The organism is Microbulbifer mixtoriginis (SeqCode), assembly GCF_052466865.1.
This window is the reverse complement of record NZ_CP174293.1, coordinates 2,626,360-2,648,496: the sequence shown is the minus strand read 5'-3', so window position 1 is coordinate 2,648,496 and position 22,137 is coordinate 2,626,360. Positions and strand designations below refer to the sequence as shown.

General features: G+C 47.6%; 17 protein-coding genes. 10 read left to right on the top strand and 7 right to left on the bottom strand.

Annotated elements, in window-relative coordinates:
• The first annotated feature begins 8 nt into the window (after nucleotides 1-8).
• Nucleotides 9-1,052 carry a succinylglutamate desuccinylase/aspartoacylase family protein gene (locus ACJJJA_RS12015; protein ID WP_444904735.1) on the top strand — a complete coding sequence of 348 codons (1,044 nt, stop codon included), beginning with the start codon at nucleotides 9-11 and terminating at the stop codon, nucleotides 1,050-1,052.
• Between the two features lie 129 nt (nucleotides 1,053-1,181).
• Here ACJJJA_RS12015 and ACJJJA_RS12010 read toward each other — a convergent pair whose 3' ends face one another.
• Entirely contained in the window at nucleotides 1,182-1,616 is a 435-nt protein-coding gene (locus tag ACJJJA_RS12010; RefSeq protein WP_444886165.1) for a phosphate-starvation-inducible PsiE family protein, read from the bottom strand.
• Between the two features lie 1,187 nt (nucleotides 1,617-2,803).
• Between ACJJJA_RS12010 and betB the strand changes: the two genes are divergently transcribed.
• From betB to ACJJJA_RS11990, 4 genes are all read left to right on the top strand, one after another.
• Nucleotides 2,804-4,267, top strand: a complete 1,464-nt coding sequence (gene betB / locus ACJJJA_RS12005) for a betaine-aldehyde dehydrogenase (RefSeq protein WP_444904734.1) — start codon at nucleotides 2,804-2,806, stop codon at nucleotides 4,265-4,267.
• A 12-nt stretch (nucleotides 4,268-4,279) separates the two neighbouring features.
• Entirely contained in the window at nucleotides 4,280-5,950 is a 1,671-nt protein-coding gene (gene betA, locus ACJJJA_RS12000) for a choline dehydrogenase (RefSeq protein ID WP_444904733.1), read from the top strand.
• A gap of 128 nt (nucleotides 5,951-6,078) precedes the next feature.
• On the top strand, nucleotides 6,079-7,296 hold the full coding sequence (locus tag ACJJJA_RS11995) for a BCCT family transporter (RefSeq protein ID WP_444890326.1): 1,218 nt from the start codon (nucleotides 6,079-6,081) through the stop codon (nucleotides 7,294-7,296).
• 63 nt (nucleotides 7,297-7,359) lie between these two features.
• Nucleotides 7,360-8,070: a TorF family putative porin gene (locus ACJJJA_RS11990; protein ID WP_444884930.1), complete on the top strand. Its 711-nt coding sequence runs from the start codon at nucleotides 7,360-7,362 to the stop codon at nucleotides 8,068-8,070.
• Nucleotides 8,071-8,122: 52 nt separating this feature from the next.
• Here ACJJJA_RS11990 and ACJJJA_RS11985 read toward each other — a convergent pair whose 3' ends face one another.
• On the bottom strand, nucleotides 8,123-9,796 hold the full coding sequence (locus ACJJJA_RS11985) for a BCCT family transporter (protein ID WP_444904732.1): 1,674 nt from the start codon (nucleotides 9,794-9,796) through the stop codon (nucleotides 8,123-8,125).
• A gap of 245 nt (nucleotides 9,797-10,041) precedes the next feature.
• On the opposite strand from ACJJJA_RS11985, the gene ACJJJA_RS11980 reads away from it, so the two are divergent.
• Nucleotides 10,042-11,001, top strand: coding sequence for a M15 family metallopeptidase (locus ACJJJA_RS11980; RefSeq protein WP_444904731.1), 960 nt, complete (start codon nucleotides 10,042-10,044; stop codon nucleotides 10,999-11,001).
• 69 nt (nucleotides 11,002-11,070) lie between these two features.
• Here ACJJJA_RS11980 and ACJJJA_RS11975 read toward each other — a convergent pair whose 3' ends face one another.
• The 3 genes from ACJJJA_RS11975 to ACJJJA_RS11965 all read right to left on the bottom strand — a co-directional run bounded on the left by ACJJJA_RS11975 (nucleotide 11,071) and on the right by ACJJJA_RS11965 (nucleotide 16,275).
• Entirely contained in the window at nucleotides 11,071-12,765 is a 1,695-nt protein-coding gene (locus ACJJJA_RS11975) for a BCCT family transporter (protein WP_444904730.1), read from the bottom strand.
• Between the two features lie 444 nt (nucleotides 12,766-13,209).
• Entirely contained in the window at nucleotides 13,210-14,880 is a 1,671-nt protein-coding gene (locus ACJJJA_RS11970) for a BCCT family transporter (RefSeq protein WP_444904729.1), read from the bottom strand.
• A 339-nt stretch (nucleotides 14,881-15,219) separates the two neighbouring features.
• Nucleotides 15,220-16,275, bottom strand: coding sequence for a DNA-binding protein (locus tag ACJJJA_RS11965; protein ID WP_444904728.1), 1,056 nt, complete (start codon nucleotides 16,273-16,275; stop codon nucleotides 15,220-15,222).
• A gap of 193 nt (nucleotides 16,276-16,468) precedes the next feature.
• On the opposite strand from ACJJJA_RS11965, the gene ACJJJA_RS11960 reads away from it, so the two are divergent.
• Nucleotides 16,469-17,476: a site-specific integrase gene (locus ACJJJA_RS11960; protein WP_444904727.1), complete on the top strand. Its 1,008-nt coding sequence runs from the start codon at nucleotides 16,469-16,471 to the stop codon at nucleotides 17,474-17,476.
• Between the two features lie 102 nt (nucleotides 17,477-17,578).
• Here the strand turns inward: ACJJJA_RS11960 and ACJJJA_RS11955 are convergent, their stop codons facing one another.
• Nucleotides 17,579-18,085, bottom strand: coding sequence for a hypothetical protein (locus ACJJJA_RS11955; protein WP_444904726.1), 507 nt, complete (start codon nucleotides 18,083-18,085; stop codon nucleotides 17,579-17,581).
• Nucleotides 18,086-18,511: 426 nt separating this feature from the next.
• Between ACJJJA_RS11955 and ACJJJA_RS11950 the strand changes: the two genes are divergently transcribed.
• Together ACJJJA_RS11950 and ACJJJA_RS11945 are read left to right on the top strand one after the other, a co-directional pair.
• Nucleotides 18,512-19,258 (top strand): flavodoxin family protein, encoded by a 747-nt coding sequence (locus ACJJJA_RS11950; RefSeq protein WP_444904725.1) that lies wholly within the window; start codon nucleotides 18,512-18,514, stop codon nucleotides 19,256-19,258.
• A 232-nt stretch (nucleotides 19,259-19,490) separates the two neighbouring features.
• Complete coding sequence (locus ACJJJA_RS11945) at nucleotides 19,491-20,336, top strand: mechanosensitive ion channel family protein (RefSeq protein WP_252085888.1); 846 nt, start codon at nucleotides 19,491-19,493, stop codon at nucleotides 20,334-20,336.
• A 7-nt stretch (nucleotides 20,337-20,343) separates the two neighbouring features.
• Here the strand turns inward: ACJJJA_RS11945 and ACJJJA_RS11940 are convergent, their stop codons facing one another.
• On the bottom strand, nucleotides 20,344-21,273 hold the full coding sequence (locus ACJJJA_RS11940) for a LysR family transcriptional regulator (protein WP_252085887.1): 930 nt from the start codon (nucleotides 21,271-21,273) through the stop codon (nucleotides 20,344-20,346).
• Between the two features lie 103 nt (nucleotides 21,274-21,376).
• On the opposite strand from ACJJJA_RS11940, the gene ACJJJA_RS11935 reads away from it, so the two are divergent.
• Nucleotides 21,377-21,970: an FMN-dependent NADH-azoreductase gene (locus ACJJJA_RS11935; RefSeq protein ID WP_444904724.1), complete on the top strand. Its 594-nt coding sequence runs from the start codon at nucleotides 21,377-21,379 to the stop codon at nucleotides 21,968-21,970.
• Nucleotides 21,971-22,137 lie beyond the last annotated feature (167 nt).

Below are 22,137 nucleotides of genomic sequence, written 5' to 3'. Positions count from 1 at the left end.
TAATAAAAATGCCAACAGCAAACCAACCAATAACAATCAATGGTGTTACTGTACTCCCTGGGGAGTCTCGAGTAATCGACCTCCCTATTGCCAAACTGTACACTCATACGGATATCAACATTCCTGTACAGGTGATGTGTGGCAAAAAAGCTGGGCCGCGGCTGTTTATTAGTGCGGCTATCCATGGAGATGAACTTAACGGTGTAGAAATTGTACGGCGCTTGCTCAGAACAAGTGCAATAAAACGCTTAAGAGGAACCTTAATTGTTATTCCCGTTGTCAATGTATTTGGGATTATACAACACTCTCGATATCTGCCTGATCGGCGTGATCTAAATCGTTCATTTCCGGGGTCAAAACGCGGCTCCCTTGCGGCTCGACTTGCTCATATCTTCTTGCAAGAGATTGTTTCTCAATGTGATTACGGTATTGATCTGCATACTGGGGCATTACACCGCTCCAACCTACCGCAAGTACGAGCCGACTTAGATGATCCGGAAACAAAAATTCTCGCAGAAGCTTTTTCTGTTCCAGTAATACTTAACTCAAACTTGCGTGATGGCTCTTTGCGTCAAGCAGCTAAAGAGCATGGTGTTAAAATATTGCTGTATGAGGCAGGAGAAGCATTGCGATTTGATGAGTTATCCATAAGCGCGGGCGTTCGAGGTATTTTGTCCGTAATGCGTAAGTTATCTATGCTAGCGGCAGGTAAAAATATCCGCAAACAGTCGGAACCATTTGTAGCTCGTTCTAGTAGCTGGGAGAGAGCACCGGAAAGTGGCCTGCTACGCTCTACAGCCCCACTTGGAGCTCATGTTAACAAAGGGGATATCTTAGGTATAATTTCTGACCCATCAGATCTATTTTCACCTAAAGAATATGAGGTTAAATCTCAGTTTTCAGGCCTCATCATTGGGAAGACCAATATCCCACTGGTTAATGCCGGCGATGCCCTCTTTCACATAGCCCGTTTTGAAGATATTAAGGAAGCTGCGGCATCGGTAGAGGTTTTCCAAAGCGTACTGGAGTACTCAGAAAGTACATTACTGTAGATTGCCCAATCTCTTAATTTATACCTGGACTTTCTTTGAAGTAAAGCCAAGAAGAGTACGTATATCTTCTTGGCTTATTCACATCGAGTTTACTTAACGATCTTGATTCAAGATATATGCTCTTCTATCTCAATGATCATCCACCATCTGTTTCTCACGCTGATAAACCAATATAGAGGAAATACGAAGCGCTCCAAGCACGAGTATAAAAGCAGAGAACGCATAAAGCATCTCGGCTTTAACATCATGCTTAAATAGGGAGATAAGTATTTCGCGCAAAACAAAAACAATTGCCGCATCAACAATGAAAGTTAGTCTCAGCTTGTGAGTGTTGAAATACTCAACTAGAGAGCGGGATAATTCGATCAAGACATAAAGAGTTAAAACGTCAGTAATTATCCCTATGTAATGCCCAGTTATACCTTCAAAATTTAACAGTTTCCATGTCGTAGTGAATAACTGTATCGTACCTATGGCAATTCCAATAATGATAAACACAAGGATAACAGCAAAAACTAAGTCAACTGCTTTATCAAAGTATTGTTTTATTTTCTCGCTTTTCATTTTTGTAGCCAACACAATTAATTTTAGAATGGTAGGCGGGTATAATCGAGCCCCCTACCGGCCAGGCATTAGACTACGCTTGCTTGGTACCATCAAGCGAATCTTAACTAGCATAACGAGGTTTAATTATTTCGTAACTATGGCGATTGGTTGCTATAGCTGGCAGCGTTGGAAGCAAAAATTCTGCACAAAAAATCAAATTGGTATTATCTTTGGGTGAACACCTCCATCGACAATTCGCTACCATCCAATTGACCCGTACTCATAACTTAAGACATTTCTCATTTTAAGCTTGAAAATTTCTAAACTGGCGCAGTGTTGCTGGTACCCACCAATCACTAAAGAGTCTTTTGTTGGGTTCACATTGCAGAAGCATCTTGCCCACTCTTGCTATTTTTTGGTGAAAGCCTAATCAAGCTATCCGTATGACTGAAGTTACCGTTGAGGGTTAAGGTCGTATAAATCGGGGCTTGTCGTCTTTCACTGAATTATTAGCACCGACGATTATATTTTGTACAACATATCGAAAGGATCGTTTTTTGACCAATTTCGTAAACGACCAATATGCGGCTAATTGACCCAACATCCGATAAGCGGTCACTTATCGTTCATTAACTATTGCTTATATCCCTTGCAGCCAAAAAAGTACGGGGCCAGTTAGCAGCAAAAGGCAATCATTACTCGCTTACCTGCGCCCCCTGTTAGGCTCTGCCAGTTTTATATTTTTCGTTCCGGCCACCCCTCTCTTAACTCTCATACCTTTGCAAGCCATTTCCTGTTCTGGTTGATATTTGATCCCTCGCATATCTGTGATTTTGATAGAGTTCGAATGAGATTTTTAAGCTATATGAATCAATTTTCTGCGTATGACTCACCTGTAAGTCGATCATATACTGGAAAATCAACCTCACAATTTATCCCGTTGTGCAGTGCATTGAATTCGAACAATTAGAGTTCAAACTAATAATATGTTACATTTTGCGTCATAAAGCTTGGTACTTAGGTGCTAAGGCGTAGGGGTTCCATCATATTCGCCACTGAAATCCGGCAGGTGAGACCCCTAGTGATTGTTATGAAATACAACGATGACCAGTGGTTCAAAGTTTGCGGTTAACAGGCCGCCAACCCTACTTCATCGACTTAGAAACAACCTATTGACTCTCTGTTAGAGCAGTATGGAGAAACAGATGTCATTGGAAAAAAAACAAAGCTTTGTTGATGGCCGCTACCTGGCAAACGAAAGCGGTGAATGTTTTGACGTGTTCAACCCTGCTACCAACGAGGTCAGCTATCAGGTTGAGGTTGCCGACGAAAAGGTACTCGCAGAAACCATAGAGAGTGCCAAGCGCGGTTTTGCCCAGTGGTCAGCGATGATGCCGGTAGAACGCAGTCGCATCCTACTGAAAGCAGTAGCACTGTTGCGCGAACGCAACGATGAACTAGCAGCTATCGAAGTGGCTGATACCGGCAAACCTTGGCAGGAAGCCAGTGTTGTCGACGTGGTGACTGGGGCCGACTCCATCGAATTCTTTGCCGGCCTGGCTGCAGGCATTGAAGGCAATCAGCAGCAAGTCGGTGAGGACTTCTACTACACCCGCCGCGAGCCCCTGGGCATCTGCGCAGGAATCGGTGCCTGGAACTACCCCTTACAAATCGCCTGCTGGAAAGCCGCCCCGGCCCTGGCCTGCGGTAACGCCATGATCTTCAAGCCTTCCGAAGAGACCCCCACAGGTGCTTTGAAGTTGGCTGAAATCTTTATTGAAGCGGGCATGCCCCCGGGTGTTTTCAACGTAATCCAGGGCGATGGCGCCGTGGGCGCCTGGCTGACTAACCACCCGGACATCGCCAAGGTTTCCTTTACTGGCGAAGTGGGTACCGGCAAGAAAGTGATGGCCGCGGCGGCTTCCAATCTGAAAGAAGTCACCATGGAGCTGGGAGGCAAGTCCCCACTGGTGATCTTTGATGATGCCGACCTGGAGCAAGCCGTTTCTGCTGCCATGCTGGGCAACTTCTACACCCAGGGTGAAATCTGCACCAACGGCACCCGGGTATTTGTACACCGCAGCATCCACGATCAGTTCCTCGCTCGCCTGAAAGAGCGCGTTGAGCAAAATATTATTGCCGGTGATCCGATGAATCCGGACACTAACTTCGGCGCGCTGGTTTCTGCCAAGCATCAGCAACTGGTGATGGATTACATCAGCAAGGGTAAAGAGGAAGGCGCGACCTTGTTCTGCGGCGGCCACACCCTCTCCCCGGAGAATTCACCTAACGGTTACTTCGTTGCTCCCACCGTATTCACCGACTGTCATGACGATATGACTATTTGCCGCGAAGAAATCTTCGGCCCGGTAATGTCGGTACTGGTCTTTGATGACGAGGACGAGGTGATCCGCCGCGCTAACGATACCCGTTTGGGCCTGGCCGCCGGCGTATTTACCCGTGATATCACTCGCGCCCACCGTGTGATCCACCAGATGCAAGCGGGTATCTGCTGGATTAATGCCTACGGCGCTTCCCCGGCAGAAATGCCGGTGGGCGGATATAAGTTATCCGGAATCGGACGCGAAAATGGACTTGCGACCCTGAACCACTATACCCAGCTAAAAGCGGTGTATGTGGGCCTGGCACCACTGGAAAGTCCATTTTAAGCGGTACCCTGTATGAGTGAGTTTGACTACATCATTGTCGGCGCCGGCTCTGCCGGTTGCGTTCTGGCCAACCGCCTGTCTGCCCAGGAAGATAAAAAAGTCCTCCTAGTAGAGACCGGGGGTAGCGATCGCAGCATCTTTATCCAGATGCCCACCGCACTATCCATTCCCATGAATACCGACAAGTACGCCTGGCAGTTTATGACCGAGCCAGAGCCGTACCTGGACAACCGCAGCATGCATTGCCCCAGAGGCAAGGTGCTCGGTGGCTCTTCCTCGATTAACGGGATGGTTTACGTGCGCGGGCACGCCAAAGACTTTGATGAGTGGGCACAGCACGGCGCCGAAGGCTGGGACTACGCCCACTGTCTGCCCTACTTCAAACGCTCTGAGACCTGGGCTTTCGGCGGTGACGATTACCGTGGCGACGAAGGTCCACTGGGGGTCAATAACGGCAATGAAATGGCCAACCCCCTTTATGGAGCTTTTATCGAAGCCGGTAAAGAAGCAGGCTACGACTACACCGCAGATTACAACGGTGAGCAGCAAGAGGGCTTTGGCCCTATGCATATGACGGTGAAAGATGGAAAGCGCTGGTCTACCGCCAACGCCTACCTGAAACCGGCCATGCAGCGCCCCAATTTGACGGTATTGACCCACGCCACTGTGCATAAGGTGATTCTGGAAGGTAAACGGGCGGTCGGAATCAAACTTGAACGCAAGGGAAAGATCCTGGAATTCAAGGCGCGGCAGGAAGTCATCCTCAGCGCAGGTCCCATCGGCTCCCCTCACCTTCTTCAGCTCTCCGGAATCGGAGATCCCGACACACTGGCAGAAGCCGGTATCGCACTCCAACACGAACTCCCCGGCGTCGGCCAAAACTTGCAGGACCACCTGGAATTCTATTTCCAGTTCCGTTGCAACCAGCCGATTTCCCTGAATGGCAAGCTCGACCCTTGGAATAAATTCCTGATCGGTGCTCGTTGGATACTGAAGAAGGATGGCCTCGGAGCCACCAACCATTTCGAGTCCTGCGGTTTTATTCGCTCCAAGGAAAACGTGGAGTGGCCGGACCTGCAATACCATTTCCTGCCGGCAGCCATGCGCTATGACGGCCGCGAAGCTTTCGATGGCCACGGCTTCCAGGTGCATATCGGGCACAACAAGCCCAAGAGTCGCGGCAGGGTCAAAGTGATGAGCAGTGATCCCAAGCAATCCCCTTCTATCCTGTTTAATTATTTGCAGGAGAAAGAGGATATTGAGGGTTTCCGTGCTTGTGTGCGACTGACTCGCGAGATTATCAATCAGCCCGCTTTCGACGAATACCGAGGCGATGAAATCCAGCCCGGCACCGATATCCAGACTGATGAACAAATTGACGCTTTCGTACGGGAATCCGTCGAGAGTGCTTACCACCCATCCTGCTCCTGCAAGATGGGCACTGATGCAATGGCAGTGGTAGACCCGGAAACCCGTGTACACGGATTGCAGGGCTTGAGAGTTGTAGATTCCTCCATCTTTCCGACCATTCCCAACGGCAACCTGAATGCGCCCACCATTATGGTGGCGGAGCGGGCTGCTGACCTGATTTTAGGGCGCCCTGTATTGGCGCCCTCCGAGGCACCGGTAGCAACCAAGGCTACCAGCACTCAGCGACCTGGCCGCCCTGCGCGCACTCAGTGAGCTGAATTTACGCCAGCGCTCTGGCAGAGATTTGACTGCCCCCTTCAAACGCGACGGGGATATTCAAATCTCGCACAGCAATGCCCTCTGGGGGCGCCGGCATACCAATAACTAGCTGGAGACTCAGCATGACAGCTTGGCTTTCCGCGGGATTATTGTTTACCTTCACGGCAATAATTTTCTCGCTGATTAAATGGGGAAATGTGAAGATGGTCGGGGTAACCCCGGTCAAAACCTTCACTTTTATAGCGATCCTTTTCACTTCCGGCCTCGATGTAGGCCTGATCATGTTCCCCCTCACCGAGTTCGGTGGCTACGCAGACTTAGCCAATAGCCCAGAATATGGTTTCACCAACCCACTCGCGATTGAGTTTGGTTTTTGGGCCTTCCTGATCTGGGGCTTCTACTTCCTCACCTGTTTTTACTTCTGCATTATCGAACCTAAAGTTAAATTCTTTGAGTTGGGCCCAGTAAAACTGATTAACAATGTGGTGATTATTGGAACCTGCGCCTTTACCGCTTACTTGCTGCTTAGCAACCTGCCCTGGTATCTGCCGCAAGTTGGTGATGGTGAAACCATTGTGGGCACCTTCTACCTGATCGTATTTGCAGTGATCGCCGCAGCGGTCTACTCATCTACCAGCTTGCGCTATGTGCGCTTCCTCAGCCTGGCAACCACCTGGATGTTTATTGGTCTGATCGCGGTCATGTGGGTAGGCGCCTTTACCGGTGAAAACGGTAGCGTTGGCGACTTCGCCTCCACTTTTGCGATGCTCGGCGGTTACTTTGGCAACATCCACCAGTTCGTACTGCCGTTAAATGACTATCACGAGTTTTACCTGTTCTGGTGGTTTGCCTGGAGCATTATGATCGGCCAGTTTACCTCCCGCTTTGTGGGTGGCCTGCGCACTTACCAAGTGCTGGCGGCGATGCTGATTTTCCCATCCATCCCCATCGCACTCTGGTTCACCGTGCTCTACTACTACTCCAGCCAAGGCCTGGATACCAGTGGCTTCTACAACCTGGCTATGGTGATTGTGGGTATTACCTTCGTGATCAACTCGCTGGATTCCCTGATTCGCCTGTACACCGACAATCTGGGCATGACCGTTGCGCGCCTGGGCAAGTGGAAGTACTTCGTGCTGAACCTGGCTGCAATGAGCCTGCTCACCCTGTTGTTCAAGCTGGACTTCCTGCAAATCCAGTGGATCGGCGCTCTGGTGATTGGCATCTTCTTCTGCTGCCTGGGTTACATCCTGGTGAAGCGCTTCAGAGCGGTAGCAGCTATCGACTCCTCGCCTAAAGAAAACAAAATCGACTTTAACAAGATCGAACTGGCGAGCTAACTGTTGAAATCCCCCGCCTAGTTTGGCGGGGGCTACAAAATATAAATAAGTGGTTATTGAACAATGAAATCGACGTTGAAACTTTCTGCACTCACTTGTGCTTCCCTGCTGGTACTTGCTCAGCAATCCCAAGCAGAGCTGTCTTCTACTGTAAATCTGACCACCGACTACACCTTTAACGGTGTTAGCCAGACTCAGAATGACCCAGCTCTGCAGGCTAGCCTGGACTACGGCTTTGATAACGGTTGGTATGTTGGTACCTGGGCTTCCAATGTGGACTTTGGCAAAGGTGATGACACTAACCTGGAGTGGGACTTCTACGCAGGTAAGTTCATGCAACTTACCGACAAAGTGAGCCTGGATACAGGTATTGCTTACTACACCTACCACGGTGATAAGGCTTCTGATGACGGAAATTATCCAGAGGCTTACGCTAAGTTAGGTTACAGCTCCGATCTGGGTGAGTCCGAAGTGAATGGCTGGTACAGCTGGGACTACTTTGGCGGAGGCGGCAGCCACTACATTATGATGCTGGCTCACACTTTTGAGTTTGCAGAGGGGCATAACGTTCGCTTCAGTGTGGACCGCTCTACTTCTACGAACTTGGACAACTGGAGCTGGGATAACAAAAAATCCTACAACCACTACCGTGTAGAATACATGACTTCTCTTAACGGTTTTGATTTCAATATTGCCGCCGAGAATACCAATCTGGATTGGGACACGGCTGACGAGCGTATCGTCTTCTCTGTCGCTCGCACTTTCAGCCTATAAGGCTAGAAGTTTATACCGGGGCCTGTGCCCCGGTATTCTCACTCTTAAAATCCTAAGACCTCTCCCCCGCACTTCCCTGTTTAGCGTTTTCAGAACCCCCTAAAGTGGCTCCATCTTGCTCGCCCGCTTCTTCTTGGCTCCATGGCCCCTTTGCGGATAGCTTTTCAAGAACTATTTCCTTTTCAATTAGAGTTGGGTGGGAGCCCAAGTCATGCCGTGCAACTTTAACGATTGAGAGACAAAGTAATAGAGCAACTAATAATAGGGGGATGCCTGCAATAATGCTCGCTGCCAATAACGCTTCGAATCCACCCAGTATCATTAAGGCAATCGGCAGTAATGCCAAGGCAAATGCCCAAAAAATTCGGTTCCAGCGAAGAGGCTCTGTGTCTACCTCTTTTTGTACAACTGAGGCGAGGATATGGGAAATGGAATCAAAGGTAATAGCAGTAAAAACCAGTGCAATCAATGTATACACCAGTACAACCCACTGACCTGCAGGCAAAGTCTTCAGTATGGCGAAAATAGTGGCATTGGCTCCCTGATTGTTTAGGAGCTGCACCAGATCAAGCTTTCCAGAAAACTGCAGGTATACCCCATAGTTGCCAAGCACCATATAGAAAAGAAAACAACCGAGGGTCCCAAAAAATATAGAACCAATGATCATCTCTTTTATTGTCCGCCCCCGAGAGATATGGGCGATAAAAAGGCCAACGCTTGGTGCGAAGACTAACCACCAAGCCCAATAGAAAACGGTCCACTGTTGAGGAAAACGAAAGTAGGAAAGTTGCTCAAAATAAGAGAAGGATTCAGTCCAGGTAGCCATTCGCAGGAAGCTGTGTAACATCCGCCCTAATGTCTCCAGCCCATTATTGAGTATAAATAGAGTTGGCCCTGCAATAAGAACAAAGAGCAATAATAATAGGGCAAGCCACATAGTAAAGTTGGAAAAGGTTTTGATCCCACGCTTTAAACCAACAAAAGCGCTGTAACCAAACAATAGAGCGCAGAGTATAAGTACAGCTATTTGCGTCTCAAGTCTAATAGGTAACCCTAACAATTCATGAAACCCCTGGGTGATTAAGGGTGCAGCTATACCCAACCGGGTAGCGACGCCACCCAACATACCGAATACCAAAGAGATATCAATAAGCTTTCCAGTGGCACCCTTGGCCCTGCGCTCACCCAGCACCGGGACAAGAGCCTGGCTAAATTTTAATACCCTACTTCTGCGCACATAGTAAAAGTAAGCGATTGGCAGCGCCGGGATTAGGTAGATGGACCAAGCCAGGGGACCCCAGTGGAATATGCCATAGGCGACTGCCCAGCGGGCCGCTTCCGGTGTATTTGCTTCAACCTGAAATGGCGGTTGCTGATAATAGTAAACCCATTCAACCATTGACCAATACAGAATGGAGGCGCCGATGCCACAGCTTAGCAACATGGCAACCCAAGAAACTGTCGAGAACTCAGGGGATTCCTTCTTGCTTCCAAGCTTGATGCGACCTATATCACTAAAAGCGATATAAGCCATAAAAAGAATCGACCCTATTCCCAGTAAAAGGTAGAGAATACCAAAACGTTCTGTTACAAACTCCTTTGCCGCCAAAATCCACAGTGAGCCCAAATCTGGAAACAAGATCAACGGCACTGTCGTTATCAGTAACAATAAGATTGCCCCCAAAAAAGTGGGCTTATCAATCAGCTCTCTTGACCCCTTACTCAACGACTATCTCCATTCCGAAGAGCAACAACTTAGGTTTTGGGTGTGGTTAAATTACGCCAATAATGAGAACGACACTTCTAATAACTAATTGGGCGTCAATCATCCACTAGAACGGCACATATCTCCCTGTACGGATATATTTTTAAAAATCAGCCACAATCCAGTATATCTGAACTTATACATGTAATGATCGTGAAGAACGGGCGTCGGAAACGACATGCTATTGGTGCTGAGGTTAGTTAAACATGTCCCACTACATAATTTTTGTTTTGATTGTCTTTGGCCTAATTGCCTGTGGCAAAGACACTTTGAAAGATATCACGGAGCAAGATTTTCAACCAGGGGCTGAAACAGGCATATTTAATGTATCTCAGAGTGAGTGCGAATTAATGATGTATCGAAAAATAATAACAAAGGAATCCCCGATTGGTTGCGAAAGATTAAAAAAAGTAGTTTTTGATTTTTATCCTCTACCGGAGGATTCAGATATTGCTGGCGCACTGAACAGTGAGCATGATTTAAAAAATAAAAACGATACAAATAGACAAAAAGGAGCGATTATAGTTCTTGATGTTGTTGCCGATAATGTTCTCGCTCTATTTGGAGAACTCTATCAACGGCAGTTCCCTATTAAGTCTGCTATCCCAATAGAATACTTCAGTAAAAAGGAGCGAAAAACAGAGGATATGAACAATTCTCTGGCATTTGATTCTCGACCCATTACCGATGGCAGCAAATGGTCTGAACATGCTTATGGGGTTGCGATTGATATTAATCCAATGCAGAACCCTTATCTTTATATTGATAAATCCTCTAAACCAATCTTGATACCAAAAAACACGAAGGAAGGTTACTTAAATCGAGCAAAGTATCGAGCAGGAAAACCAGTGCGTGCCGGGATGTCTGAAGATGTAACCTCTCTATTTGCCATGTATGGATTTGCCGTTTGGGGCGGAGATTGGGATGTGCCTATTGATTACATGCACTTCCAGGTGGGATCTCGCCACTTTATCGAACATCTAGTAGCTCTGCCTATTGAGCAGGCAGGGATACTGTTTGAAAATTACACAAGTCAATTGAGGCAGTGCTTTGAGCATGGGAAAAGTATCAGTGATGTTAACTTCCTTAGAAAGTATTGTGTAGACAAGGTAGGTGCAACTTTTGAGCCTCGCCAAGATAAAGTAAAGGGCACCAGTAATATATAGTGCCCTTCTGCTCCCGCTGTCTATACTCCTAGCCTAATCCTCCCATAGGTTTCAGCCGTTTGTTATCGTTTATAAACGAGACGGATGACTACCTGGATCCCCTTCGATATGTGGTTTGTCGTCATGAGATACCCCATGGGGGGAAGAAGCCGGTAACTCCCAATCCCCACCTTTACTCCAGGGGTCATCCTTAGGAAAGTCTTCAATATAGATTTCTTTTTCTTCGTAACTGGGCTGGTAGCGTAAATCATAGTGAGCCGCTTTAACGATTGAGATGCATAACAGAAGCGCAACAACCAGAAGTGGGACACCTCCAATAACACTGGCTGTTTGCAAGGTATCCAGCCCACCAAGAAACATCAGTGTTACGGGCATAATGGACAGGGCAAATGCCCAAAAGACCCGATTCCAGCGCACTGGTTCCTCATCTACTTCTTTCTGCACTACTGCAGCAAGAATATAGGAAATAGAATCAAAGGTAGTGGCCGTGAAGATCAGTGCAAGAATGGTATAAACCAATATTACGAACTGACTCGCTGGCAGAGTCTGTAAAACGGCAAATATTGCTGCAGTTGCTCCCTGCTGGTTCAATACCTGCACCACATCCAATTCACCTGAAAACTGTAAGTAGACTCCATAGTTCCCCAGAACCATAAAGAACAAGAAACAGCCGAGAGTTCCAAAGAAAATCGAGCCGACTACCATTGCCTTTATGGTGCGGCCTCGGGATATTCTGGCAATGAACAAGCCTACGCTTGGTGCGAAAACCAGCCACCATGCCCAGTAGAATATGGTCCAATCTTGAGGAAAATGAGTATCAGGAAACTGTTCAAATTGTGCGAAAGGTTCAGTCCAGGAAGCCATATGGAAGATGTTGTCAAGTACCCTGCCCAAAGCATCCAGGCCGGTATTCAACATAAACAGGGTGGGACCAACAAGAAACACGAATACCAGCAATAATACTGAAAGCCACATATTAATGTTGGAGAGGGCTCGGATACCGTTCTTTAGACCCACAAAAGCACTGTAACCAAAAATAAGTGTACAGATCATAAGCACAATAACCTGTGTACCCAAGTCTCTTGGTACTCCCAATAGCTCATGTGCGCCTTCAGTAATCAGTGGAGCGGCAATCCCCAATGTAGTAGCCCCTCCTCCCAGCATACCAAAGATAAATAGCACATCAATTAACTTGCCAATACCACCCTTCGCGCGTTCTTCACCTAGCACGGGCATTAGCGCTTCACTAATCTTCAGCACACTGTGGTTTCTGACATAGTAAAAATAAGCAATCGGCAGAGCGGGAATCAGGTAAATCGCCCAAGCTAATGGCCCCCAGTGAAAAATGCCATAGGCAACGGCCCAGCGCGCAGCCTCAGGTGTTCCCCCCTCTATTTGGAAGGGTGGAGTTTGATAGTAGTAAATCCATTCCACCATCGACCAGTAGAGGATTGAAGCTCCAATACCAGAGCAGAACAACATGGATGCCCAGGACACTGTAGAAAACTCTGGATCTTCTTCCGAATTACCGAGCTTTATCTGGCCTATATCGCTAAATACGATATAAACCATAAAGAGGATGGCCCCTACCCCCAGTAATAGATAAAAGACTCCGAGCTGGTCGGTAACAAAATCCTTTGCGACTTTAACCCATACTGATCCGACTTCAGGGAAAACAATCAGTGGAACAGTAACTAGCAAAAGTAGTGCAAGTGATCCGAAGAATGTTGGCTTGTCGATAATTTCTCTAAAACTCTTAGTCAATGCACTTCTCCGAGCAGTGTACAAAGCCGACAAAATAAAAGTGGGTTCGATCTCCGAAAGGAAATGAAGACAGATGGTAGAGTGGAATAACTTTTATAGAGACGGAATACGATTGGTTAGATATGATTATTATTTGGTCCGCAATTTTAACAGGAAGGCTATTAATTTCAATAACAGGCTGCTTTTAGTGTTCAAAAGCAAAACAATCTGGCCATCAAACAAGGGCTTAGAAGATAAGATATAAGACATTAACCTCTGTAGCCTACAGCTTTTATAACCTCTTTATGAGTACATCCTGACTACGTATCATTCCCAAATAGATCAGAATGCATGCAGGCTCTGGAATTTAAGTGTAAAGCCTACATGCGCACTCATAGGTATTTTATAGTGGGCTCATATACCCTTCTCACTGAATTGCCCCTAAGACTGAGGGTATATAAGCCTTTAAGGATTCTTTTTTCTGGAAGCTTCTTTGCTGCTATCTTTCTTTACAGAGCTACAAGCCGTCCCCCAATCACCCTCTTCACTCCAGGGAGTATCTTCTGGCGGGTGCTTGATGTAGATTTCCTTTTCCTCGTAGCTCGGCTGGTGGCGTAAATCGTAATGAGCTGCCTTTACAATCGATACGCAAAGCAATATTGCAACAAGTAGCAACGGAACACCACCGACAATACTTGCTGTTTGTAGGGCTTCCAGCCCACCCAAAAAGAGAAGCGTAATAGGCATCACCGATAATGCAAACGCCCAAAACAAACGATTCCAGCGAGCTGGCTCATCTTTCACTTCCTTTTGAACAACGGCAGCGAGTATATAGGATATAGAATCAAATGTAGTGGCTGTGAAAATTATCGCGAGTAAAGTGAAAACAATAATGACCAAATTACTCATAGGGAGTGTTTGCAAGATAGCGAATATAGTTGCAGTACCCCCCTGTTGGTTGAGGAGCTGTACCACATTCAGTTCACCTGAGAACTGCAGGTAAACCCCATAGTTTCCCAGAGTTAGGAAAAATAGGAAGCAGCCCAGGGTGCCATAAAATATTGCGCCAACAACCATAGCTTTTATGGTTCTCCCGCGTGATATGCGAGCAATAAACAATCCAACACTTGGGGCGAACACCAACCACCAAGCCCAATAGAAGATGGTCCAGTCTTGAGAGACGTAGGTTTGAGGGAATTCTCTGAATCGACCAAAGGGCTCTGTCCATGTGGCCATATGAAGAATACTGTTAAGCATTTTCCCCAAAGAATCCAATCCCGCATTAAGCATAAATAAAGTAGGGCCAGCAATAAGGACGAAAACCAATAAAAACATCGCAAGCCACATATTCAGGTTTGATAAAGTCTTAATTCCCCTTTTAAGCCCGGCATACACACTGCAGCCAAATATTGCAGTGCAGAGCATCAGAATAAAAATTTGTGTAGTCAGTCCTGTAGGCGCACCCAATAGTTCATGTGCACCCTCAGAAATCAAGGGCGCAGCAATTCCTAATGTCGTTGCCCCACCACCTAACATACCAAAAACAAAACAAACATCTATCAACTTGCCAATAGACCCTTTTGCCCGCTGCTCACCTAAAACAGGCATAAGCGCCTCACTTACTTTTAAGACATTGCGGTGCCTTACATAGTAAAAGTAAGCAATTGGTAGAGCCGGAATCAGGTAAATCGACCAGGCAATAGGACCCCAATGGAATATACCAAAAGCGATTGCCCAGCGGGCAGCCTCCGGAGTAAGCCCTTTTAATTCAAATGGCGGCGTTTGGTAATAATAGATCCACTCCACCATTGACCAGTACAAGATAGATGCCCCAATGCCTGTACAAAAAAGCATGGAGGCCCAGGACAAGGTGCTAAATTCTGGCTCTTCTTCAGGTTTTCCAAGTTTGATTTGACCGATATCACTAAAAATGATGTAGGTCATAAACAGTAATGCACCAACTCCCAGCAACAGATAAAAAACACCCAAGTCATCCGTTACAAAGTTCTTCGCGTTCAGAATCCACTTCGCCCCCAGTTTTGGATAAATAATGAGCGGAAGGGTAACCATGAGAAGCAAGCCAAGCGCCCCAAAGAAAGTTGGCTTATCGATGATCCGCTGAAAGTTTCCTGCCAATACTTCTCTCCAGGATGCTCAAAGAACTGATCAGGCCAATTAAAAGAAACGTGCTTGTCAGCCTGGAGTTAAAATGTGGGGCTGAATCCGTTTGTTTGGGGTAGAGGCAAACTGAGTGGCTTGCTAGCAAGTTTAGCTGCCTACGAATTAGTCAGCCAAGGCGATAAGTTCATTTTAGAGGCAGCTTGGGGCGAGACTGCCTGGACATACTGCCGCAAACAGCTATTTGCAGTCTAACCAATTCAAAGTGAGGGCTGGAAATTTAGTAAAAGGGAGGCTATTTGCCCTGAATCGCTCAATTAGAGCTTCATCTAGAAGTATAGCCAGCCCAAGACTTGTCTAGGGTTTTAGAGAGTTCTCCAGCTGAGAAAACTGCCCCTGAATCACCGCTTTCTCTTGAATAAGGGTGCGGTTCTCATCGGCGAGTTGTTCAAGGCGATCTTTTGTAGCGGTAAGCTCCAACTCTAATCTGTTTAGGGCACTCTGTTGTAGTTGCACTTCCTTCTGAGCCGAAGAGCCTTCACGTTGCAGCCTAGAGATTTGCTCTCGCAAGCTAGCCACCTCTGCCTGCCTGTCTTTCAGCTCGCTTGCCTGCACTTCTGCCTGCTCCCTTAGGTTTGTAGCCTCTGTGCTAGCCGCCCCAATCTGTTCGCCAAGCTGCTGCTTCTCTCGATTGATTTCAGCAATCAGCGCCTGTCCCTGCTTGTAAAGCAACTCCTGCTCGTTGAATCTACGCTCTGCGAGGGTCAGCTGTTCAGTAAGTACTGCGATCTGCCCCTTCAGTTGCTCCGCAGCTGAGCGATACTGGTCTCTCTCATATTGCCGGTCATTGGCAGTACGCTGTTGAAAGTGCTCAAAGTGTTCACGGACATCCCTATTTTCCTGCTTTATTTCCTCAATCATCACTTTTTGCTCCGCAATACGCTGCAAAGCTTCCTGCTTCTGGTACTCACTTTTTTCCAGGGCAGTCTGAGTCTCTTGTAAGGACTGCTTGAATCTACGCTTTTCCGCCTCGGTCGACGAAAGCCTGTGCTCAAGATCACGAATACTGGCGGCCTGCTGGTTACTAGTGGCTCGCAACTCCTCTAACTGTGAAGTGATCTCTTTTTCCTGCACGAGGAACTCCTGCTGAAGCTCCTCTACCTGCTTGCTTGCCGCTTCCTGGATCCTTTGGTGTAGGCCTTTCAGTGCATCCACCAGGTCTCGCGGAAGCCCACTACTATCCGTATTGCTCGAAGATTCACTGCGCCATCTTTTAAGCAGAGGGGCAATAGTGCTTTTGCTGCCGGTTCCCAACTGGGCCCTCACTCGATCAACGGTGGGCTCTTCTCCACGGGCCTTGATGGCCTTGGCGGCCTGAACAATATCCAAATACGTGACCCCAGTGCGTGCCATAAGCTTCACCTTAGATTATTTCGTTACAAATTACATAATACGTAATATTACATTATTTAATATTTTTTCATACCTGGGAAATGCCGCTGTATAACCTTCGATAATGACTATTATCGCAGGTTATATTTCTGTAAGATTCCCGTAATAACGTACCTCCAGTACAAACAGGAGGCTTCCCAGCAGTTCGAGCATCATGAAACATCACAAATCTCTTGCCGCCAAAAAGCACCTCGAAAAGAAAACTCCCAGTACACTTGGGGGCACTGGTGAATTGTTGACCGATGAGGACATTCAGAAATACCTGAGTGCCGCCACATCCGATAACACCCGCAGGGCTTATCGCTCGGCAATTCGTCAGTTTGAAAAATGGGGAGGGCGGCTACCCACTGATGGCAGCACTCTGGTGCGCTATGTCCTCGGCCGTGCTGAGGAGCTTAATCCTCGCACTCTAGACCTTCACCTCACCGCAATCGGGCAATGGCATCAATACCAGGGAATGCTAAACCCCGTCTCAGACCCATTGGTTCAGAAAACCATGCGTGGTGTCCGTCGCACTCACGGCAAACCTAAAGAGAAATCAAAAGCCCTCAGCCTGCAGCACATTGCTAGCATGACCCGATATTTACGCACTCAACCCCAGGCGAGGAAGAGCACACGTGATCTGGCTCTTATCCTGGTAGGGTTCTTTGGTGCCTTTCGTCGCAGTGAGCTAGTGGCTATTCAGGTGGAAAACCTGGTATGGGAGGAGGAAGGCGTGATCGTAAAGCTTCCCAAGTCAAAAACAGACCAAAGTGGCGAAGGAATGATGCGCGCCCTGCCCTTTGGTGCTCCTGAGGCTTGCCCTGCAAGAGCTCTGAAAACCTGGCTCAAGGTCAGCGGCATTGAAAGTGGACCCGTATTTCGAGCGGTGAACCGGTGGGATACGGTGCAAAGCAGGCAGCTAAACCCAGCAGCAATTAATGACTTACTAAAAAACTTGGGTGCCTCCTGCGGATTTGATTTTGTTGACGAGTTAAGCAGCCACAGCTTTCGCCGTGGCTTATCGACCTCTGCGGCTCGTGAAAAGATTGGCTTTGAGCTTATCAAGAAGCAAGGTGGCTGGAAGAGCGACGCCACCGTGTGGGAATATATTGAGGAGGGGCAGCAGTTTAGTGAGAACGCCTCGGCCATTCTAATAAAGAAAATGGCAGAGCTTCTCTAAGCCGCAACCCTCCCCTTGCTAGATTGTTGCTTGGTGATTCTTTGCGTCTTTCACTCTTTTTCGAAAGACGCGGCTATTTCCTTTTGCTGGTAGGCCCAACACTTATTGCTTCTTATGTGTCGCCTGGAAGACGGACTCCCACTCCTGATCAAATTTTGCTGCTGCTGGTATAGGGCCTGGAGCCCTCTTGAAAGTCAAAACTCCCACATGCGCTTCGTGAACTTGAGCATCAGAAGTCACCTCCTCGGTAAACCCCTGCATTATTCCGCTACTGTCGAGAGTAAAGTTGCCCACGCTTTCATCTGATACGTCGACAGTCACTATACGAGTGGTATCACCGGAGTTCGAAAAGACAAAGATACCGACATCCTTATTGGTAGTCGCTCCATTTTTTGTCTCTTCGTGACCGCCCAATTTATGCTTAAAGTCAGCAGGCTTCTTGAAGCTGTCAATGAAGCGGCCACCCCCACCGGTTTTAGTTTTCTTAAGGACTTTGAACGTTCGACAATAAATATCCTTACCTACATCCAAAGCGTCTTTTTGGCTTTCATATAAAATAAACGACTCCCCATCGACAGCACACCAAGTGCCATCTAAAGTATTTTTCATGTCAGGATTTGCACTCAATGGAGCAGAGTAAAGAGCTGTCAGAATGAAAACGGCCGGTAGGAACCTATAAGTCAGAGGTAGATTCGCCTTCATGGTGCACCTCGGTAAGTCGCTTGTGAACTTTAAGTAAATAAAGTAGCGGATTAACCCAGGTACCTCCTAAAATTTTCAGACTTTTAGTGGAAGAGAAGCGCCAATTCAAATTTCAGCTAGCAGGCCTGTAGCTCCCTGCCCATTTCGCTCTCATTATCAATCGTTGAAGTTCACCACTGGGATCTATGGCAGCGAGAACAGCAGTCGCGCTAATCTCATGCCTTTAGCCATTGGTTGTTGGAACCAACCGGCAGCTTTAATAGCTCCCTGGCTGCTATACCTGTATTCAAATCTCGACACTTGCTCAATAGTTGCTGCAAAAGGAGCTCTGAGATGCCTCTCAACAATCAACAAATCAAAGAGTGCGAATCCAGCCACTGGGATTTCTCAGATCTGAAAGCACTGTTCCTAAACTGTACCCTCAAGCCAACGCCAGAACTCTCCCATACCGACGGACTAATTCGTATTTCACGAGAGATTATGGAAAGAAATGGCATATCGGTAAGCCTGCTCAGGCCCGTTGACAATGATATCGCCTTCGGTGTCTATCCAGATATGACCGAGCACGGTTGGGAAAACGATGACTGGCCAAAAATTTATCACCAGGTTAACGAGGCAGATATTCTCGTCATCACAACCCCTATCTGGCTCGGTGAAAAATCCTCTATCTGCACACAAGCCATAGAGCGCCTCTACGCCAACTCGTCAAACCTTAATGATCAGGGGCAGTATGCCTATTATGAAAAAGTCGGCGGCTGCCTGATAACAGGTAACGAAGATGGCGCTAAACACTGTGCGATGAATATCCTTTATTCCCTGCAACACTTGGGTTATGTCATTCCACCACAAGCAGATGCCGCCTGGGTTGGCGAAGCCGGTCCCGGCCCCTCTTACCTCGACCCCGGTTCTGGTGGGCCACAAAATGATTTTACCAACCGGAATACCTCCTTCATGACCTGGAACCTAATGCATATGGCCCGAATGATAAAAGATGCGGGGGGCATACCCGCCCATGGGAACCGGCGCTCTGCTTGGGATGCAGGTTGCAAGCCTGACTTCTCCAATCCCGATTACCGATAACTACATTCGGAGTAGGCAGTAATGGGGTGAAATAGCCAATCAAGGCTGTAATTTACTCTGCCCATTTACAAAATGGGCCACCTAAAGATACATTGCGCACCTTCCTTCTTATTACAGCCCACTGATGTCGCCTTCAACTGGCCCAGTGCTCTCAATGCACCTACCTAAACAGATGGGTTTATAAGGCTACAACCTAAGAAACAACCAAAAAAACTGAGGTCTACCACCCCGAATGAATCCCGAGTTACTGGAACAGATTTTCCACAGCAAACTCTTTATTACTCTCTGTGTAGTTGCCGTCATTCTTTTAGTCCGCGGCTTATTGACCCTTGCCATTGCTCGCAGTAACTGGGCAAAAGCAGATAAGCGTCGTAGGATCAACACCGTACACAACATCGGCAACCTGCTATTGGTCATCGGTGTAATTGCCGTTTGGGTGACAGAATTACGAGATTTTGCCCTCTCTATTGCCGCCTTTTCTGTAGCGATTGTCCTCGCATTGCGAGAGGCCGTGCAGTGCTTGGTGGGTGGCCTATACCAAGCCAATATGCGCTCCTTTACTGTTGGCGATTGGATTAAAGTGGGCGACCAATTTGGCGAAGTTACTGATAGTGACTGGTTAAGCACCACGCTTTTGGAGATTGACCCCCATGGCCTCGGCAATGGTTATACCGGGACCACTCTCTATATTCCCAATAATGCTTTTTTTACTCAGCCGGTAAAGAACCTGAATTTTATGCGCCGTTATATCGAGCATACTTTCTCGATAACCCGTGAGCGCAGTGAGATAAACCCCTTTGAAGCCAAGAAGTTTATTGCCGAACGGCTGAAAGAGCACTGCGAATCTTTTCGGGAAGTTGCCGAGCGCTACTGCAAGCTGATTGAGAATCGGATGGGTGTAGAGCTCTCAGGCCCTGACGCAAAAGTAAGCGTGACCACTAATGATCTTGGCCATGATGTCATCACCGCGACCGTATTTTGTCCCCGTGAAGAGGCAACCAATATCGAGCAGCTGGTAACAGAAGATTTTTATGCTTTCTGGTTTGAAAAAACCAAGCAACTAAAAGACAGCGCCTAACGCCTTATCACGCACCAATATGTAAGCTTTCAAGTCGTTGGCGGATTATCTCCGCCAACCGGCGCGCTGCGGGCGATATGTCATCGCGATTAGGAAAAATAAGATACAGAGGCTGCCACCTTTCTTGCCCTCCTTTTAAGGGGAGAGGTTTGAGTGTTCCATCGGCCAGCTCCCCAAGAATCTTATCCTGCGGCAACCAAGAAAACCCATAGCCCCTACAAGTTGCCCCGATTACCGTTGCCATATTGCTCAGCGTCCATCGCTTGGCAACTTCAACTGTTAGGGTTTCACTATCGCTTTGGGGGTTTGAATCTCTAACGATCAGGTGCCGATGACTGCGCAGATCCTTCAGGGTTAGTTCGCGTTCCAGTTGATGTAATGGGTGACTGGGGTGGGCCACTGGGATAATGCGTGCCGGTGCTGGCAGTAACTCGCCATTGAAACCGGGAGGAATTCTCGGATCAATCGCAAAGTCCACCTTTCCCTCGGTAAGGGCATCGAGGGCACCGCTAATCACCACTTCGTAAACCTCTACTCGGGTATGCGGGCTCTCTTGGCCAAATACCTCCAGGCAATCTAGCAATAGCCAAGTTGGAAACAGCACTTCCACAGAAATTGACACCAGCGACCCCCAACCCACAGAAGCACGCCGGGCAGCCATTTCCATTGCCGAAGCATCTTCCAGTAATTGTTTGGCATGGCGATATAACATTTGCCCAGCAGCCGTAAGTGCCGCTTTGCGACCAGTGATTGTAAATGCCTTTACATCGAGGATGGATTCTAGCTTTTGTACCGCATAGCTAACGGAAGACTGACTCTTGTGTAGGAGTTCCGACGCCTGTACGTACCCTCCCCCTTCAACAACCGCAACTAAACAACGCCATTGCTCCAGGGTGATCTTCGGGCTTAAAGCCGGGTTCGCTAACTGATCAGTCATATATCGGATTTTTAGATGGATTTTAGCATAATTTTCTAATTTTTTATCTAATTAATCAATGGTTAAATAGTGCTCAAGTTAAATGATTCATAAGGAACCCGTCATGACAAAGTTGCTCAATATCCAATCCAGCATGTTTCAAGCCGGTGGCCAGACCTCCCAGTTGGCGGCAAAGTATATTGAGCGCTGGAAGGCGAATAATCCGGAGGGCGAAGTTGTTCAGCGTGATCTGGCAGCAGATCCGGTACCCCATTTATCCTTGGATCGCTTCCAGGCCTTCAATACCCCGGCTGATCAGCGCACTCCAGATCAGCAGGCGATTGTCGATTTTTCAGACAAACTGATCGAAGAGATCTCTTCAGCAGATGCCTTGGTCCTCGGCGTACCTATGTACAACTTTACAATCCCCTCTACCCTGCACACCTATTTTGACCATATCGCCCGAGCCGGCATCACCTTCCGCTACACGGCAAATGGGCCAGAAGGGTTACTGAAAAATAAAAAAGCGATCATCTTTGTTGCTCGGGGGGGCTACTACGGTGACAACCATGCACAAAGCACATTTTTGCGGCAATTCCTCGGATTTGTGGGCATCACTGATGTTGAGTTTGTTTACTCCGAAGGGCTTGCCACTGGTGAAGAGGCAAAAGAGAAAGCCACCACTGCGGCAAATGAACGTATTGCTGAACTTGCTTAAACGAAGAATATTGCTGAATTAAAAAAGCCAGGCTCTATTCTCAAGCCTGGCTTATACAGCGTAATTTCTGCGAAGTGGCCTTACTATGTGTCAATGTCAGCAATTCTCGGCATGGAGCTTACAGGCAGGCCAGCTATCCATTAGAAACCTGTAATGGAAACTCAAGC

What these genes read in the sequence shown, in the direction of transcription:
- ACJJJA_RS12015 (WP_444904735.1), top strand. Translation starts at nt 9, where the DNA reads ATGCCAACAGCAAACCAACCAATAACAATCAATGGTGTTACTGTACTC.
- ACJJJA_RS12010 (WP_444886165.1), bottom strand. Translation starts at nt 1,616, where the DNA reads ATGAAAAGCGAGAAAATAAAACAATACTTTGATAAAGCAGTTGACTTA.
- betB (WP_444904734.1), top strand. Translation starts at nt 2,804, where the DNA reads ATGTCATTGGAAAAAAAACAAAGCTTTGTTGATGGCCGCTACCTGGCA.
- betA (WP_444904733.1), top strand. Translation starts at nt 4,280, where the DNA reads ATGAGTGAGTTTGACTACATCATTGTCGGCGCCGGCTCTGCCGGTTGC.
- ACJJJA_RS11995 (WP_444890326.1), top strand. Translation starts at nt 6,079, where the DNA reads ATGACAGCTTGGCTTTCCGCGGGATTATTGTTTACCTTCACGGCAATA.
- ACJJJA_RS11990 (WP_444884930.1), top strand. Translation starts at nt 7,360, where the DNA reads ATGAAATCGACGTTGAAACTTTCTGCACTCACTTGTGCTTCCCTGCTG.
- ACJJJA_RS11980 (WP_444904731.1), top strand. Translation starts at nt 10,042, where the DNA reads ATGTCCCACTACATAATTTTTGTTTTGATTGTCTTTGGCCTAATTGCC.
- ACJJJA_RS11965 (WP_444904728.1), bottom strand. Translation starts at nt 16,275, where the DNA reads ATGGCACGCACTGGGGTCACGTATTTGGATATTGTTCAGGCCGCCAAG.
- ACJJJA_RS11960 (WP_444904727.1), top strand. Translation starts at nt 16,469, where the DNA reads ATGAAACATCACAAATCTCTTGCCGCCAAAAAGCACCTCGAAAAGAAA.
- ACJJJA_RS11955 (WP_444904726.1), bottom strand. Translation starts at nt 18,085, where the DNA reads ATGAAAAATACTTTAGATGGCACTTGGTGTGCTGTCGATGGGGAGTCG.
- ACJJJA_RS11950 (WP_444904725.1), top strand. Translation starts at nt 18,512, where the DNA reads ATGCCTCTCAACAATCAACAAATCAAAGAGTGCGAATCCAGCCACTGG.
- ACJJJA_RS11945 (WP_252085888.1), top strand. Translation starts at nt 19,491, where the DNA reads ATGAATCCCGAGTTACTGGAACAGATTTTCCACAGCAAACTCTTTATT.
- ACJJJA_RS11940 (WP_252085887.1), bottom strand. Translation starts at nt 21,273, where the DNA reads ATGACTGATCAGTTAGCGAACCCGGCTTTAAGCCCGAAGATCACCCTG.
- ACJJJA_RS11935 (WP_444904724.1), top strand. Translation starts at nt 21,377, where the DNA reads ATGACAAAGTTGCTCAATATCCAATCCAGCATGTTTCAAGCCGGTGGC.